At 62.9% G+C, this 14,709-nt stretch carries 16 protein-coding genes, 1 tRNA gene and 1 pseudogene; 10 read left to right on the plus strand and 8 right to left on the minus strand.

Translation table 11 applies throughout. From position 1 onward, the window contains the following. Window positions 1–1,019, minus strand: a 1,019-nt coding sequence (locus EOA85_RS10915; RefSeq protein WP_164759598.1) for an MFS transporter, incomplete at its 3' end; no start/stop codon positions are given. Window positions 1,020–1,101: 82 nt separating this feature from the next. On the opposite strand from EOA85_RS10915, the gene EOA85_RS10920 reads away from it, so the two are divergent. Further along, a complete protein-coding gene (locus EOA85_RS10920) occupies window positions 1,102–1,707 on the plus strand; it encodes a TetR/AcrR family transcriptional regulator (RefSeq protein WP_127209420.1) in 606 nt (201 codons plus the stop codon). Between the two features lie 44 nt (window positions 1,708–1,751). Beyond that, on the plus strand, window positions 1,752–2,345 hold the full coding sequence (locus EOA85_RS10925) for a hypothetical protein (protein WP_127209421.1): 594 nt from the start codon (window positions 1,752–1,754) through the stop codon (window positions 2,343–2,345). A 125-nt stretch (window positions 2,346–2,470) separates the two neighbouring features. Here EOA85_RS10925 and ppa read toward each other — a convergent pair whose 3' ends face one another. The 5 genes from ppa to EOA85_RS10950 form a co-directional block, all read right to left on the minus strand. Then, window positions 2,471–3,004 carry an inorganic diphosphatase gene (gene ppa / locus EOA85_RS10930; protein ID WP_029349108.1) on the minus strand — a complete coding sequence of 178 codons (534 nt, stop codon included), beginning with the start codon at window positions 3,002–3,004 and terminating at the stop codon, window positions 2,471–2,473. Window positions 3,005–3,118: 114 nt separating this feature from the next. Next, complete coding sequence (locus tag EOA85_RS10935) at window positions 3,119–3,625, minus strand: GNAT family N-acetyltransferase (protein ID WP_127209422.1); 507 nt, start codon at window positions 3,623–3,625, stop codon at window positions 3,119–3,121. A gap of 342 nt (window positions 3,626–3,967) precedes the next feature. Further along, window positions 3,968–4,606 carry a TPM domain-containing protein gene (locus EOA85_RS10940; protein ID WP_065011158.1) on the minus strand — a complete coding sequence of 213 codons (639 nt, stop codon included), beginning with the start codon at window positions 4,604–4,606 and terminating at the stop codon, window positions 3,968–3,970. A gap of 8 nt (window positions 4,607–4,614) precedes the next feature. Beyond that, the gene (locus EOA85_RS10945) at window positions 4,615–5,472 is read right to left on the minus strand and encodes a YgcG family protein (protein ID WP_127209423.1); all 858 of its coding nucleotides are present in this window, start codon (window positions 5,470–5,472) and stop codon (window positions 4,615–4,617) included. An 89-nt stretch (window positions 5,473–5,561) separates the two neighbouring features. Then, the gene (locus tag EOA85_RS10950) at window positions 5,562–6,206 is read right to left on the minus strand and encodes a LemA family protein (protein ID WP_029349116.1); all 645 of its coding nucleotides are present in this window, start codon (window positions 6,204–6,206) and stop codon (window positions 5,562–5,564) included. 163 nt (window positions 6,207–6,369) lie between these two features. On the opposite strand from EOA85_RS10950, the gene EOA85_RS10955 reads away from it, so the two are divergent. From EOA85_RS10955 to EOA85_RS10980, 6 genes are all read left to right on the plus strand, one after another. After that, window positions 6,370–6,618 carry a hypothetical protein gene (locus tag EOA85_RS10955; RefSeq protein ID WP_127209424.1) on the plus strand — a complete coding sequence of 83 codons (249 nt, stop codon included), beginning with the start codon at window positions 6,370–6,372 and terminating at the stop codon, window positions 6,616–6,618. 7 nt (window positions 6,619–6,625) lie between these two features. Next, the gene (pdxY, locus tag EOA85_RS10960; protein WP_127209425.1) at window positions 6,626–7,510 is read left to right on the plus strand and encodes a pyridoxal kinase PdxY; all 885 of its coding nucleotides are present in this window, start codon (window positions 6,626–6,628) and stop codon (window positions 7,508–7,510) included. Then, window positions 7,507–8,262 carry a DUF429 domain-containing protein gene (locus tag EOA85_RS10965; RefSeq protein WP_127209426.1) on the plus strand — a complete coding sequence of 252 codons (756 nt, stop codon included), beginning with the start codon at window positions 7,507–7,509 and terminating at the stop codon, window positions 8,260–8,262. Before pdxY ends, EOA85_RS10965 begins: the two co-directional genes overlap by 4 nt. A 168-nt stretch (window positions 8,263–8,430) precedes the next feature. Beyond that, window positions 8,431–9,075 carry a carbonic anhydrase gene (locus tag EOA85_RS10970; RefSeq protein ID WP_127209427.1) on the plus strand — a complete coding sequence of 215 codons (645 nt, stop codon included), beginning with the start codon at window positions 8,431–8,433 and terminating at the stop codon, window positions 9,073–9,075. A 9-nt stretch (window positions 9,076–9,084) separates the two neighbouring features. Next, complete coding sequence (locus EOA85_RS10975) at window positions 9,085–9,495, plus strand: nuclear transport factor 2 family protein (protein WP_127209428.1); 411 nt, start codon at window positions 9,085–9,087, stop codon at window positions 9,493–9,495. A 102-nt stretch (window positions 9,496–9,597) separates the two neighbouring features. After that, complete coding sequence (locus tag EOA85_RS10980) at window positions 9,598–11,652, plus strand: M3 family metallopeptidase (protein ID WP_127209429.1); 2,055 nt, start codon at window positions 9,598–9,600, stop codon at window positions 11,650–11,652. Window positions 11,653–11,869: 217 nt separating this feature from the next. On the opposite strand, the gene EOA85_RS10985 is transcribed toward EOA85_RS10980, so the two are convergent. Both EOA85_RS10985 and EOA85_RS10990 read right to left on the minus strand, forming a co-directional pair. After that, a complete protein-coding gene (locus EOA85_RS10985; RefSeq protein WP_127209430.1) occupies window positions 11,870–12,184 on the minus strand; it encodes a DUF167 family protein in 315 nt (104 codons plus the stop codon). 12 nt (window positions 12,185–12,196) lie between these two features. Then, window positions 12,197–12,487, minus strand: coding sequence for a YggT family protein (locus tag EOA85_RS10990; RefSeq protein WP_023800489.1), 291 nt, complete (start codon window positions 12,485–12,487; stop codon window positions 12,197–12,199). A 161-nt stretch (window positions 12,488–12,648) separates the two neighbouring features. Here EOA85_RS10990 and EOA85_RS10995 point away from each other — a divergent pair. Next, a tRNA-Ala gene (locus EOA85_RS10995) sits at window positions 12,649–12,724 on the plus strand. Between the two features lie 687 nt (window positions 12,725–13,411). Beyond that, a pseudogene (locus EOA85_RS11000) lies at window positions 13,412–14,709 on the plus strand (hypothetical protein); the annotation flags it as partial.

Raw genomic sequence — 14,709 nt, forward strand, 5'->3', positions numbered from 1 at the left:
CAGTCCAACCCGTAGAGCACGGCGAAGATGATAAGACTGGTCGACGAGAAGCCGGAATAAGGCAGATAGATCAGCGACAGGCCGCGGATGCCATAATAGACGCCGAGCAGCTTGCGCGGGTCGAAGCGGTCGGTCAGCCAACCCGACAGCGTCGTGCCGATCAGATCGAAGATGCCCATCAGCGACAGCAGGCCGGCGGCTTGCACCTGACCGATACCCATGTCGCCGCAAAACGCGATCAGGTGCGTGCCGACCAGTCCGTTGGTGGTGAAGCCGCAGATGAAGAAGGTGGCGAACAGATACCAGAACACGCGGGTGCCGGCGGCACGGCGCAGCGTGCTGAGTGTGTGCGTGAGGAAATTGCCCTGCGAGGCCGGCGGAACCGGCGGCACGTCATCGGCCTCAGCGCCGTAACGCACCATGCCGATCGAGGCCGGACGCTCAGGCACCAGCAGCCAGACCAGCGGCACGAGGCAGGCGGTGGCGACGGCAATGGCGATGGCGACAGGCTTCCAGCCGCCCGACTGGGCGAGTGCCGCGAGCAGCGGCAGGAACACCAGCAGCCCGGTGGCGGCGGAGGCCGACATCAGTCCCATCACCAGGCCGCGATTGGTCTTGAACCAGCGATTGACGATGGTGGCGCCGAGCACCGTGGCGACCGCGCCGGAACCGACGCCGGAGAATACGCCCCAGGTGAGAAGCAGGTGCCACGGCTCGGTCATCAACAGGCTGAGCGCCGTCGAGCCCGACATCAACATCAGCGACGCCAGCAGCGTACGGCGCAGTCCGATCCGTTCCATCAGTGCCGCGGCAAACGGCCCGGTCAGGCCGTAGAGGAAGATGCCGATGGCCGCGGCGAGCGAAACGACATCGCGCCGCCAGCCGAAACTCTCCTCCAGCGGCAGCATCATGACGGCCGGCGCCGACCGCAGGCCCGCCGCGATCAGCAGACAGAGGAAAATGACGGCGACCACGACGAAAGCGTAGCGCTGGCCAAACGGACGGGATTGAGCTATCATGTTACTGACCGGTACGTTGCAATTGCACCGAGGTATACGTACCGATCGGTAACATTGTCAAGCAGGCAACGGCACATCCTAGATGAAAAGCATTGAACCAAGGATCAAAGCGGATGAATTGGCACAGCCCCGCGCCGGCGAAAAAATCCTTCGCGTTGCCCGCGACCTGTTCTACCGGCAAGGCATCAGGGCGATCGGCGTCGACGAGATCGTGCGGCGTGCCGGCGTCACCAAGCCCAGCCTCTATCGCAGCTTTCCCTCCAAGGACGAATTGGCCGCGTCCTATCTCCGGCAATACGACCTGGAGTTCTGGGCCCGCTTCGACGAGGCGGTGGCTGCCCATCCCGGCGATCCGCGCGCGCAGATCGCTGCCTTCCTGACACGCATCGGCAAGCGCACGCAAAAGCCAGACTATCGCGGCTGCGGCATGACCAATGCGGCCGTCGAATATCCCGAGCGCGGCCACCCGGCCCGCGTGGTGAGTGAGGCCAACAAGCAGGAATTGCGACGACGCCTGCGCGCCATGGCGGCGGCAATGGGTGCCGGCGACGCCGATACGCTGGGCGACGGGCTGCTGCTTCTGATCGAAGGCGCCTATATCAGCGGCCAGCTGTTCGGTGCCGGCGGACCGGCGAAGTCTGTAGCCCGGAACGCGGACCTGCTGATCGAAGCGAGCTTGAAGAAATAGCGTTTAACGATACCGTGCGGCAGCCCGAAACGGAGTTGTCCGCGATGCGTAGCCTTTTGATGATCCCGCTTGCCCTTGCCGGCCTCTGCCAGGCTGCCCAGGCCGGCGACATTTCCAGCGCCTACACCGATCTCGACTGGAAGAAGGACTGCGTGACCTACGCGCAGGCGCAAGAAGGCGAAGGCGACTGGGCCAGTCTTGCCTGTTCGGGCTATCGCGGCTACCCGGTGCTGATCGCCTACGACGATGCCCGGGAATCGCTGTTCTACGGTTTTCCGCCCAGCGACATGACCACGGTCTGGGAAAGTTTCATCGCCTTCAATTCGGCTGCACCCAAACTCGAGTGGCGCATCGAGACGAACGGCGATCTTGCCATTCCTTTCGCGGTCATCCACCGTCGCTCGATCAGCAATCCCGAGGGGGAGAACAAACCAACCGACGTGCTGATCGTCGCCAAGGTCGCCCAGCCGGAGAACTATGAGGGCTGCACCGTCGGCCTGGTGCTGGCCACCGGCAATCCGGCCGCCAATGATGAGGCGCGAAAACTCGCCGACGAGAAGGCACGCACCTTTGCCTGCGGCAAGGACAAGCGCGTGGTGATCGGCAACGCACCCGATTTCGGCCGCGTCGATAACTGACTTCGTCATCATCCCTGGGCGGAGCGACGCGAAGCGGAGCGCAGACCCCAGGATGACGAAGCTGAGGGCCTCTGCCAACCTCCATGGTTGCGATAGCCCATTTCTTCGAACACTCCAGGCTTCGGCTACTTGCTTGCCTTAGCCCGCTCGATCGCCTCGATGATCATCTTCTTGGCATAGGCGGCGTCGTGCCAGCCCTCGATCTTGACCCATTTGCCGGGTTCGAGATCCTTGTAGTGCTCGAAGAAGTGCTGCACCTGCTGGCGGGTGATGTCGGGCAGGTGCGTGTATTCGGTGACGTTCTCGTAGCGCAGCGTCAGCTTGGGCGAAGGCACCGCGATGATCTTTTCGTCCAGACCGGAATTGTCCTCCATCACCAGCACGCCGATCGGCCGCACATTGATGACGCAGCCCGGCACCAGCGCGCGCGTGTTGCAGACCAGCACGTCGATCGGGTCGCCGTCACCTGACAGCGTGTGCGGCACGAAGCCGTAATTGCCGGGATAGCGCATCGAGGTATGCAGGAAGCGGTCGACGAACAGCGTGCCGGCCTCCTTGTCCATCTCGTACTTGATCGGCTCGCCACCGATCGGCACCTCGATGATGACGTTGATGTCCTCCGGCGGGTTCTTTCCGATGGCAATGGCTTCGATACGCATGGCTTTTGTCCCTCTTTCGATAGGAGACCGATAGCGGGCAGCGGCGCATGGTGCAATGCGGCGAATGGTACTGAAAGCAGCTGAGGGGGTGTTAGCGAGAGGCGTGTCGAGCCGTCATTCCCAGACGAAGGCGACCTTCTTCAGCGCCTTCTGCTCGAAGACCTCGACGCCTTCGGCGACGTCGCGGCCGCCGGCGCCGGCATAGAAGGCGAGCGCGTTCTGATTGTCTTCCAGCGCCCACACCACCATGCCTTTCAGGCCATGATCCGCCAGTCGCGCCCGTGCGGCCGAGAATAGCCGGCTGCCGAGCCCGATGCCCTGGTATTCCGGGCGCACGTAAAGTTCGTAAATCTCGCCCTGCTGCTTGAGCTCGCGGGCGCGGTTCTTGCCGATCGTGGCGTAGCCGGCGACCTTGCCGCCGATCTCGACGACCAGAACGGTGGCGGCACCGCGGATGGCGTTCGCCCACCAGTCGGCGCCGCGGCGGTTGATCATCGATGTCAGGGTGCGATGCGGGATGATGCCGGAGTAGGCGCCGCGCCAGGCCAGCAGGTGCACGTCGGCGACGGCGCTTGCGTCGCGCGGCTCGGCTTTCCTGATGTCGATACTCAGCGTCTTCATGATTGGTTAACCATAAACCCGCATCGCCCGATTGCAAGAGTCCGGTCACCGGCTCCCAAGCTTTCGCACAGACGATAGACGTGCCTGCGACACGAAAGAGCCTGTCTGAAAACGCGCTCTGCCGAGGCAAATGGCGCGGTTTTCGAGAACCGAAGCGCAGCGGACATTAGAGCGCCGCGCGTCCAATTGGACGCGCATAGGACGCTCTAACGCTTTCAATTGCGCATGATCCTTTTCCAGAAACCGATCTCGGTTTCCGGGGTCATGCGCTGAGTCCGTGAGCATCTGAAGCGCAGAAAATCGCGTCAGGCGTCCGGCAGAGTAGCGTTTGCAGGCAGGCTCTTAGATCTCGACCAGATGGTCGTCCAGCTCGTTGCTGTCGCCGGTAGAAACCGGGAAATGCTCGGCCAGGACCGCGCCCGTCGCTTCGATTGCCCTGATGAAGCCGTCGGCGAGACGATCGTCGCCAGCATGCGCGGTAAGGTCGCGGACGACGCTGTCCCAGACATCCTGGCCGACACGGCTGTCGATGCCGCTGTCGGCGATCACTTCGGCGTAGTGCTCGGCAATCGAAACGAACACCAGCACGCCGGTGCGCGCCGTGGTGCGGTGGACGTTGCGGGCGAGGAACTGCTTTATCGCATTGGCATGCGCGGCTTGGTAGCGCAGCCGCCTCGGCACCAGGTAGATGCGCAAGCCGGGCACCGCCCACAACAGGACAAGCACCGAGACCATCGCCAGAAGCTGCGCGATGACGAAATGCGGCACGCGGATCGACAGCCACCATGCTTCCAGCCCGTAGCTGACGGCGAGGCTGACGACGAGCATGGCCAGCGTCGCCATAAAGGCCGCCGGAAAGAAATAGCCGTCGCTGGCATAGGCCACGACGCAGTAGATTTCGCCGTCGGTCTTTGATTCGGCGGCGCGGATCGCTTTGGCGATGCGGTCATGATCCCCGGGGCTGATCGGTCGTGTTGCCATGTTGTGTCTCACCAGCTTCCTGAAGAACCGCCGCCACCGGACGAGCCGCCGCCGCCCGAAAACCCGCCGCCGCCACCGCCCGACGACCAGCCGCCACCGGAACGGCCCGACGACCAGCCGCTGCCGGTGCCGGTTGTCCAGACGCCGCCCGAGGACGCGGAACCCGACCTTTGGCCATAGCGGCCCGATCTTTGGCCATAACGAAATGTCATGCCCAGCCATTTATACACGCCCGGCGACAGCTTTGTGCCGAAGATCGGCGGCAGGAATGCCATCGCCAGGCCGCCTAAGAACAGCATCGCCCACACGATGATGAACAGCGCGACAATGGGATCGACAGAATTGCTGTCGGCCGGATTGCGGGTGCCGCGCGCTTCCAGCTCTTCCGGATTGCCTTGCAGCACCATGACCATGTCGTCGACGGCCTTGGCTATGCCGCCGGAGAAGTCGCCGGCGCGGAAGGCCGGCACCATGTCGTTTTCGATGATCAGCCTGGTGTGCAGGTCGGTCAGCGTGCCTTCCAGCCCATAGCCGACCTCGATCCGCATCTTGCGATCGTTGTTGGCGACCAGCAAAAGCACGCCATTGTCCTCGCCGGCCTGGCCGAGCTTCCAGGCGCGAAACAGACGATTGGCGTAGGGCTCGATCTCCTCGCCGTCGAGGCTAGGAACCGTCGCGACGACGATCTGGTCAGAGCTCTTGGCTTCGAAATCCGCAAGCTTCCGCGTCAGCGCCGCCTCGGTCGCGGCATCGATGATATCGGCATTATCGACAACCCGCCCGGTCAGAACAGGCAATTCGGCGGCGAGAGCGGTGAGGGGGAGGAAGAGCGTCAGGCAAAAAAGGCCGAGAAGGAAGCGCGGCAATGAAGGGTTTGCATTCCTTCGCGCCCCCCGCTGTCCTGCGGTCCGTCTCGTCGCAAGGATTAGCACTACGAGGACTTAGGCTTCGCTGATCACCCACCCTGCGTCGTGTTCGTGCCGAAATCGACCTTCGGCGTCTGCATCTTGTCTTCCTCGATGGTGAAGTTCGCGAACGGCTGATTGCCGCGGAACCACAGGGTGGCCCAAATCACCGAAGGGAACGTCCGCAGCGTCAGATTGTACTCCCGCACCGCCTCGATATAGTCGCGGCGGGCGACCGCGATGCGGTTCTCGGTGCCTTCGAGCTGCGCCTGTAGCGCCAGAAAATTCTGGTTGGCCTTGAGGTCGGGATAATTCTCCACCACTGCCAGCAACCGCGACAGCGCGCTGGTCAGCCCGGCTTGACTGTCCTGGAATCTCTTGACGGCTTCCGGATCGCTCAGCGTTTCGGGCGTCACCGTCACTTGCGTCGCCTTGGCGCGCGCCTCGACCACGGCATCGAGCGTATCCTTCTCGTGCGCGGCATAGCCCTTGACCGTCTCGACCAGGTTCGGGATGAGATCGGCGCGGCGTTGGTACTGGTTCAGCACCTGGCTCCATGCGGCCTTGGCGCTTTCCTCCGCTGTCGGGATGGTGTTGTAGCCACAGCCGGCAAGCAGCGGCAGCACGATCGTCATCATCAGCAAGGCAGGCAGGTTGCGGAAGAAGAAAGGGGAGGAAAGACGCTGAGCAAGCATGGAAAGATCCCTCAATATGACTGGCAGCCGAAGCAGTACCACAATCCGCGTGCAAGAACATGACCTCCGCCTGGGAGCCTTGCTGGTTCTTTATCATTCACTGCCAGGCCCTGTAATTGGCCGGGCGAACAGGTTAAAGTCGCCGCGAAATCAGGGCATCGCCATGGCGGAACGCCAGGACAGTGACGACGAATCGCGCCGCATCATCGAGCGCGTGGCACGTGAAACCGACCCGGGCGGCACCTCGTTCATGGCGCGGACCGCGAAGGGCGCGCGCGATCACGTCACTGCTGCAGACGCCGACCAGTCGGACCCGATCGAATATTGGGGCACGCGCATTGGCCGGGTGCTAGGGCTCGTTGTCGCCATTGGCCTGTTGATCTGGCTCGTGCTTTTCATCAGCCAAAGTTAGGAACCTCGTGAGCACCGAAGAACACGACGCGCCGCGCGCGGTCATCGTCATTTCCAGCCATGTTGCGCGCGGTTCGGTCGGCAACCGCGCCGCGGTCTTTGCGCTGGAGACGCTGGGCTTTCCGGTGTGGGCGGTGCCGACCGTCATCCTGCCCTGGCATCCGGGCCATGGACGGGCGACGCGCATCGTGCCGCCGCTCGATCAATTCAAGGCGCTGATGGCCGATCTCGAGCGCGCGCCATGGCTGGGCGAGGTCGGCGCGGTGCTGTCCGGCTACCTCGGCGAAGGCGGCCAGGCCGACGCTGTCGCCTCGCTGGTCGGCGCGGTCAAGGCGAAGACGCCGGACGCCGTCTATATCTGCGACCCGGTGATGGGCGATTCGGGCGGGCTCTATGTGCCGGAGACCACCGCCATTGCCATGCGCGACCGGCTGATGCCGATCGCCGACATCGCCACGCCAAACCGCTACGAGCTGGAATGGATGGCGGGAGCGCCGCTGCCCGATCTCAAGGCGGTGATGGCGGCCGCCCTTGATGCCGGGCCGTCCACCATGCTGGTCACTTCGGCGCCGGCGATGATGGCCGGCGGCACCGGCAATCTCCTGCTCAACGGCAACCAGGCGCTGCTCGCCGAACATCGCCTCATCGAAAAGCCGCCCAATGGGCTCGGCGACCTGACGGCGGCCGTCTATCTGGCGCGCATCCTGTCCGGCCAGCCGGCGGTCAAGGCACTGCAGTCGACCACGGCGGCGGTCTACGAAATCCTGGCGCGCACCGCCAAGCGCGGCGGCGACGAATTGCAGCTCGAAACCGACGCGCAGAGCCTGTCGCACCCGATGGCGATGGTGCAAATTCGCCATCTCCTGCATCCGGGGCGGGACAAAAGAGCGTGACTGTTGTCGGAGTCGACGGCTGCAAGGCCGGCTGGATCGCCGTTCGCCGCGATCCGGGCGCAGTGCCCTCGGCGGCCGTTTTTCCAAACTTCGCAGCACTGCTCGACGCATTGCCGGCCGATGCGACAGTCGCCGTCGACATGCCGATCGGCCTGCCCGATCTTTCGCTAAGGGGCGGACGCGGGCCCGAAGCGCTGGTGCGGCCGCTGCTTGGTAACAGGCAATCCAGCGTCTTCGCCATCCCCTCGCGTGCGGCGCTTTACGCGCATACAGACGGCTTCACCACGATCGAGGCCTGGTATGCCGCGCATCGCCAGGCAAGCGAAGTGGCGAAGGCAACCTCCGATCCGCCGCGCGGCGTCTCGATCCAGGCCTTCGGCATTTTTGCCAAGATCCGCGAGATCGATGCCGTGCTGATCGCGCGTCCCGAACTGCGCAGCCGCGTGTTCGAATCGCATCCGGAGGTCGCCTTCTGCCGACTGAACGGCGATCAGGCAATGTGCTTGCCGAAGAAGATCAGGGGGGTCATCAACCCGGCCGGTATGGCGGAACGCAAGGCGCTGCTTTGCCAGCACGGTTATATCAGGGGCTTTCTCGACCAGGCGCCGCCGCGAGGCGCTGCTGCCGACGACTTTGTCGACGCCGCAGCGATGATGCTGATTGCCGGCCGTATCGCCAGCGGCGAGGCAAAGCCGTTTCCGGATCCGCCGCTCGCCGACCGTTTTGGCATCCCTGTGGCGATCTGGGCATGACAACCGGCTTGCAAGGACATGACCTCACCAGGCCGAGGCTTGTTTACTGCATGCCTGTTGCAGCCAGTCCTCTGCGATTCGGCATTGCCCATGACCGGCTTTTGCCGCTAGAGCCTTCCTGACTTGAAAGAGCTGCCGCCTAACCCGGAAAGGCTCCAGACGCCGCCTATGCCTCATCTCCCTGACCATCTGCTCACCGGCTACCGTAATTTCATGAGCGGCCGCTACCTCGCCGAAAGCGGACGCTATCGCTCGCTCGCCCGCGAGGGCCAGTCCCCCGAAACGATGATCGTTGCTTGCTGCGACTCCCGCGCGGCTCCCGAGGCGATCTTCGACGCTGGCCCCGGCGAACTCTTCGTGCTGCGCAACGTCGGCAATCTGGTGCCGCCCTATGCGCCCGACGACCAGTTCCACTCGACCTCGGCGGCGCTCGAATTCGCCGTGCAGAGCCTCAAGGTGAAGAACATCGTGGTGATGGGCCATGGCCGCTGCGGCGGCATCCGCGCGGCACTCGACAGTACGGCCGCGCCCCTGTCGCCCGGCGACTTCATCGGCAAGTGGATGAGCCTGATTGCGCCGGCGGCCGAGACCGTGTCCTCCAGCACCTTCATGACGGCGGCGGAGCGCCAGACCGCGCTGGAACGCATTTCGATCCGCTATTCGATCGCTAATCTCAGGACCTTCCCCTGCGTCTCGATCCTGGAAGGCAAGGGACGGCTGTCGCTGCATGGCGCCTGGTTCGACATCTCGACCGGCGAGCTCTGGGTGATGAACAAGGATACCGGTGACTTCGAGCGGCCGGAGATCACATAGGAGGGTTGCATGGTATGCCGTTCGATCGCCTTCGCCACAACGGCGCTGCTGTTTTCCGTCATGTCCGCTCGCGCCGACGACGGCGCGCTCATCGGCCGCTGGTATGCGGCGCTGCTGGTCGCCGATCGCACCGAATTGTCGGACCTGCTTGCTGACGACGTCCGGATAAACCTCGACGATCTCGGCGTCGTCCAGACCAAGCAGGAATTCATCGCCTCGATCGACGACTGGCAAGGCGCTGTCGCCGGGGCTGAAATCCGGCATCGGATCGAGAAGACCGAGGGTGGCGTCACCACGGTGATCGCCTGCTATGATTTCCCCAACAACGACGCGCTGATGCAGGAAACCTTCGCGATCGCCGACAACCGCATCACCGCCAGTTCGCAGGCGGCGATCGCGGAAAACTGCGACGCCTATTGAGCGGTTACCGATATTGCGTACGGCAAGCCAGCGCCTTACATCGGTGATGATCTCGCCCTGCCTCTACAGCCACTCAGCGAAAGCCCCTCACTCAGCGAAAGATTGCCCATGCCGTCCGCCGTCGACCTCGCCGCCCATCCGCTGACCATCTGGCAAGGGCCGCTCGGCCTGCCCGATTTCACCCGCATCGGCGACGGCGATTTTTCCGGGGTTTTCGATGCGGCATTGAAGGCGCATGAGGCCGAGATCGAGGCAATATCAGGCAATGCCGAGGCGCCGACCGTCGAGAATACGCTTGCAGCACTGGAGCTTGGCGGCGAGGCGCTCGACCATGTCTCGTCGATCTTCTGGTGCCGGGCCGGCGCCCACACCAACGAGGCGATCCAGGCGCTGGAGCGCGACATCTCGCCAAAGATGTCGCGGCATTTCTCGGCGATCTCGATGAACGAAAGGCTGTTTGCCCGCATCGACGATCTCTATCAGCGCCGGGAAACCCTAAAGCTCGATGCCGAGACGCTGCGGGTGCTGGAAAAGACCTGGAAAGGTTTTGTCCGCTCCGGCGCCAGGCTCGACGCGGACGGCAAGAAGCGGCTTGCGGCGATCAATGAGGAACTGTCGTCGCTCGGCACGAGGTTCGGGCAAAACCTGCTTGCCGACGAGCGCGACTGGGCGCTGTTCCTCGACGAGGCCGACCTTGTCGGCCTGCCGGAATTCCTGAAAAGCGCGATGGCGGAGGCTGCCGAAATGCGCGGCCAGAAAGGCCGCTATGCGGTCACCCTGTCGCGCTCGATCTACGAGCCGTTCTCGACCTTCTCCGAGCGCCGCGACTTGCGCGAGATCGCCTTCCGCGCCTTCACCATGCGTGGCCAGAATGGCGGCGCCACCGACAACACCGCCGTGGTGCGCGACATGCTGCGCCTGCGCGCCGAAAAGGCGAAGCTGCTCGGCTACGCTTCCTTCGCGGCGCTGAAGCTCGACGATACCATGGCAAAGGCGCCGGAGGCGGTGCATATGCTGCTCGACCCGGTCTGGGAAAAAGCCTTGGAAAAGGCCGCAAGCGACCAGGCGGAGTTGCAGCGGTTGGCGGCCGAGGCCGGCAGCAACGAAAAATTCGCCGCCTGGGACTGGCGCTTCTATCAGGAGAAGCTTCGCGCCGAGAAATTCGCCTTCGACGAGGCCGAACTGAAGCCTTATCTGCAACTCGACCGCATCATCGATGCCTGTTTCGACGTGGCGACACGATTGTTCGGCATCACCTTCGAGGAGAAGAAAGGCATCGCCACCTGGCATCCGGACGCACGCGTTTTCGTCGTCAGGAATGCCGACGGCAGCGAGCGCGGACTCTTTCTTGCCGACTATTTCGCGCGGCCCTCCAAACGCTCCGGCGCCTGGATGAGCGCGCTGAAATCCGGCTATAAGCTCGGCCATGGCTCCAAGCCGGTCATCTACAACATCATGAATTTCGCCAAACCGCCGGAGGGCGAGGCAGCACTTTTGTCGGTCGACGAAGCCAAGACCCTGTTCCACGAATTCGGTCATGCCCTGCACGGCATGCTGACCGACGTCACCTGGCCGTCGGTTTCGGGCACCTCCGTCAGCCGCGATTTCGTCGAATTGCCCTCGCAACTCTACGAGCACTGGCTGACCGTGCCGGCGGTGCTGGAAAAGCATGCGCTGCACGTGAAGAGCGGCAAGCCGATGCCGAAGGCGCTGGTCGACAAGATGCTGGCGGCGCGCACCTTCGGCGCCGGCTTCGCCACGGTCGAGTTCACCGCCTCGGCGCTGGTCGACATGGCATACCATGCGCGGCCGGATGCACCGGAGGAGCCGCTTCGTTTCGAAGCCGAAACGCTCGTGAAACTCAACATGCCCGACACCATCGCGATGCGCCATCGCACCCCGCATTTCGGCCACATTTTTGCCGGCGACGGCTATTCGGCCGGCTACTATTCCTACATGTGGTCGGAGGTGCTCGACGCCGACGCCTTCGCCGCCTTCGAGGAGACCGGCGACCCGTTCAATCCGGTGCTGGCCGAGCGGCTCAGGAAGAATATCTATGCCGCCGGCGGCTCGAAGGACCCGGAAGAGCTCTACACCGCCTTCCGCGGCAAGATGCCGTCGCCCGAAGCGATGATGGTCAAGCGCGGCTTGGTCTGAGTATCCCAGCGGCGCAAGCCTTTCTAGACGCCGGAGAGACAGCACCCCTTACCGGGCATCCCCCCGCAAGTGGGAGAACGGTAGCTTGGGCTCCAGCGCTTTTCTTCAACGTTGAAAATTGGCGAAAGCTATCGTGACATCCGATCTCCCCCTTGCGGGGGAGATGTCCGGCAGGACGGAGGGGGGTGGAATGAGGCGTGCAGGAAACGAACCCGCTTCAAACGACGCTGAGCGCCTCGATGCCTCTCGCCAGCGCCGCCGGATCGCCGAGCACGCGCAGCATCTTAAACCGGGCCGTGCCGCCGACGACGACCGAGACGGCCGATCGCGGCACTCCCAGCGCCTTGGCGACCAGCCGTTCGAGCGCTTGATTGGCGGCGCCGTTTTCCGGTAGGGCGCGGACGCGAGCCTTCAGATGGCTTCGCCCGTCCGCCGAGATCTCGATGCCTTCGAGCCGGTCCATCGCCGTTTTCGGCGTCAGCCGAACGAACATTTCGACGCCGTCGTCGCGCAGGCGAAACGGCGCAGTCATCGAACGACCAGCTCAGACGACCAGCGGCGCCACCGTGGTGAGCAGGAACTGCCGGAGGAAGAACAGGATCAGAAGCAGGATGATCGGCGAAATGTCGATGCCGCCGAGATCGGGCAAGAAGCGGCGGATCGGCCGCAGCGCCGGCTCGGTCAGCCGGAAGAGCATGTTGCTGACGCTATCGACGAACTGGTTGCGCGAGTTGACGACGTTGAAGGCGTAGAGCCAAGAGAAAATCGCCGAAGCGATGATAATCCACCAATAAATGTCAAGCGCCAGGACAATGGTCTGAATGAGGGCTATCATGCCGGTCTCCAATTGTTGCCGACATGTAGCCATTGCAGGCGAAAGCGGCAAGAGCCAGCTTCCGCGGCACGCCAGGCTGGTGGCTGGTCGTCCGGCTTTTGGGCAAAACGCCGTCTTGACAGGAAACCGCCGCGCCCGATAAATGCGCCCATCCGCTGGACGGGGCTGTAGCTCAGCTGGGAGAGCGCGTCGTTCGCAATGACGAGGTCAGGAGTTCGATCCTCCTCAGCTCCACCAGCGGGATATCATAACCGATTGAACTAGCAATTGCTTTTCGCGGCAGATTTTGGCGTCGCCACTTCCGTCCCCATTTCAGCGGTTCGTGCCCGGCCAAATTGGCCTCTCCTAGGTCGGGAAAAGAATGCCTACCGAAAGCCAGTTGCCGAAACGGTATTCTCTCCAGCTGTTGTTTTCAGCGCGAAAGGCATCATCAAGGCCCGCTGAATTCCCAGTGTTCCTCCACTGTTCTCAGCGGTGATGGCGCCGAGGCTTCAGCTGCATGTCCAACTGTTCCGCAACTGTTTCAGTTGGCTGTCGCGCAGGCAAATCCCCACTGTTCGGCACTGTTCTCAGTGGGTAAGCCGTTATTTTCCTTTCTTCAAGGGTGTGGCCCGTTGCACGCCGGCCTCTGCGCCAGGGCACGTGCGGATCGGCGCGTCTCGTCATCACAATGAAGGGCGACATTCGCAGGCGTGTACGTGATCATCCTGTCCGGAGGGGGAAAATAGGGAACACCGCGGATGGCACGCGGATGGCAGCAGTCGGTCTTCACAGATGCCCCGGTGATTCTACCTTGGGTTGTGCTGGAAGGGACGAAAGGCAGCTACGGCGCAGAGAACCTTTACCGCGAAGGTGTCTGCCAGCCGGACTGTGGCAAGTGCCCTGTCCCGCCAGCTAGCCGTTGATCTTGAGGAGTCTCTCATCATGAAGATCTCGTCCAGATTTCGTGCAGTCGCGGTTAGCGTCATCGTCGCCGCGGGAGTCGGCATTGCCAGCGCCGCGCAACTCAAGGAGGGTGTGCAAACGCCGCCCGGCGAGCATGAAGTGGCTTTACGCCGCGAACTGGCCGCAGCACGAGCGGAGCTAGAAATTATGCAGCGCGCGGTACGTGACGCAAGCGCCCAGGCACACGCATTGGCAACCACGGTGGCTAAGCAGGCAGCACAAACCCTGAAAGAGCAGCAGCAAATAGACGAAGCCCTGGAGACGGCGCAGCGCGTTATCGAAGACTTTAGGGCCGAAGCCATTCTCTGGGACCGCGAGCAGGCAGCCGGAGCGCACCCCTCCATGGAAGCCTCTCAGCTTGCTGTGAAGCGAGCGCTTGATGAGGAGAGGCGCAAGGTTGAACTGTTGCAACAAGAACTCACCACGGCTCGCCAAACTATCGACGCTCTTAAGACAGGCGCAAACCTCGCCGCGGTCGAGAAGACCAACGCCATAAAGGACCGATCGGTGGCCGCGACCGCTCTAAAGCAAGCTGGAGAAGCACTCGAATTGGAACGCGAACGAGCAGATTCAGCCGTACGCGACCTCGATATCGTTCGCCTGGAACGCGACGCTTCAAAGCAGGTCTCGGCAGAGTTGAGTGCGGCGCTGGAGCAAGAGCGTGAAAGGGCCGCCGGAGCGCACCCCTCTGTGGCAGCCTCTCAGCTTGCTGCGAAGCGAGCGCTTGATGAGGAGAGGCGCAAGGTGGAACTTTTGCAACAAGAACTCACTACGGCTCGCCAAACTATCGACGCTCTTAAGACAGGCGCAAACCTGGCAGCGGTCGAGAAGGCCAACGCCATGAAGGACCGATCGGTGGCCGAGACCGCTCTCAAGCAAGCTGGAGAAGCACTCGAACTGGAACGCGAACGAGCAGATTCAGTCGTACGCGATGTCGATATCGTTCGCCAGGAACTTTACGCTTCAAGGCGGTTCTCGGAAGAGTTGAGTGCGGCGCTGGAACAAGAGCGTGAAAGGGCTATCGGTCTTGCCCGCAACCTCAGTGCCGCGCGTAAGGCAATTGACATCGTGAAGGATAAGCGTCGCACTGCGGCTGTGGAGCGCGCGCCGAAAACATTATCGCGTTCCGACGGCCAACCAGCCCGTAAACCGGGGTTGCAGGAAAAACGGAAAGTAAAGGTCCAAAAGTCACCGCATCTTGTTCTGCCGGAAACGATCGCTCTTCCCGCCGCATTGCTTCCAACGCGACCACCGAAAAACCTCAACCTGCGCCAGTG

It is taken from the genome of Mesorhizobium sp. M5C.F.Ca.IN.020.29.1.1, assembly GCF_003997375.1.
In the GTDB taxonomy this organism is placed as follows: domain Bacteria; phylum Pseudomonadota; class Alphaproteobacteria; order Rhizobiales; family Rhizobiaceae; genus Mesorhizobium; species Mesorhizobium wenxiniae.

Coding starts and splice junctions, on each gene's coding strand:
- EOA85_RS10935 (WP_127209422.1), bottom strand. CDS start 3,625: ATGAAGACGCTGAGTATCGACATCAGGAAAGCCGAGCCGCGCGACGCA.
- EOA85_RS10970 (WP_127209427.1), top strand. CDS start 8,431: ATGCCTCATCTCCCTGACCATCTGCTCACCGGCTACCGTAATTTCATG.
- EOA85_RS10940 (WP_065011158.1), bottom strand. CDS start 4,606: ATGGCAACACGACCGATCAGCCCCGGGGATCATGACCGCATCGCCAAA.
- EOA85_RS10990 (WP_023800489.1), bottom strand. CDS start 12,487: ATGATAGCCCTCATTCAGACCATTGTCCTGGCGCTTGACATTTATTGG.
- EOA85_RS10955 (WP_127209424.1), top strand. CDS start 6,370: ATGGCGGAACGCCAGGACAGTGACGACGAATCGCGCCGCATCATCGAG.
- EOA85_RS10925 (WP_127209421.1), top strand. CDS start 1,752: ATGCGTAGCCTTTTGATGATCCCGCTTGCCCTTGCCGGCCTCTGCCAG.
- EOA85_RS10920 (WP_127209420.1), top strand. CDS start 1,102: ATGAAAAGCATTGAACCAAGGATCAAAGCGGATGAATTGGCACAGCCC.
- ppa (WP_029349108.1), bottom strand. CDS start 3,004: ATGCGTATCGAAGCCATTGCCATCGGAAAGAACCCGCCGGAGGACATC.
- EOA85_RS10975 (WP_127209428.1), top strand. CDS start 9,085: ATGGTATGCCGTTCGATCGCCTTCGCCACAACGGCGCTGCTGTTTTCC.
- EOA85_RS10985 (WP_127209430.1), bottom strand. CDS start 12,184: ATGACTGCGCCGTTTCGCCTGCGCGACGACGGCGTCGAAATGTTCGTT.
- EOA85_RS10950 (WP_029349116.1), bottom strand. CDS start 6,206: ATGCTTGCTCAGCGTCTTTCCTCCCCTTTCTTCTTCCGCAACCTGCCT.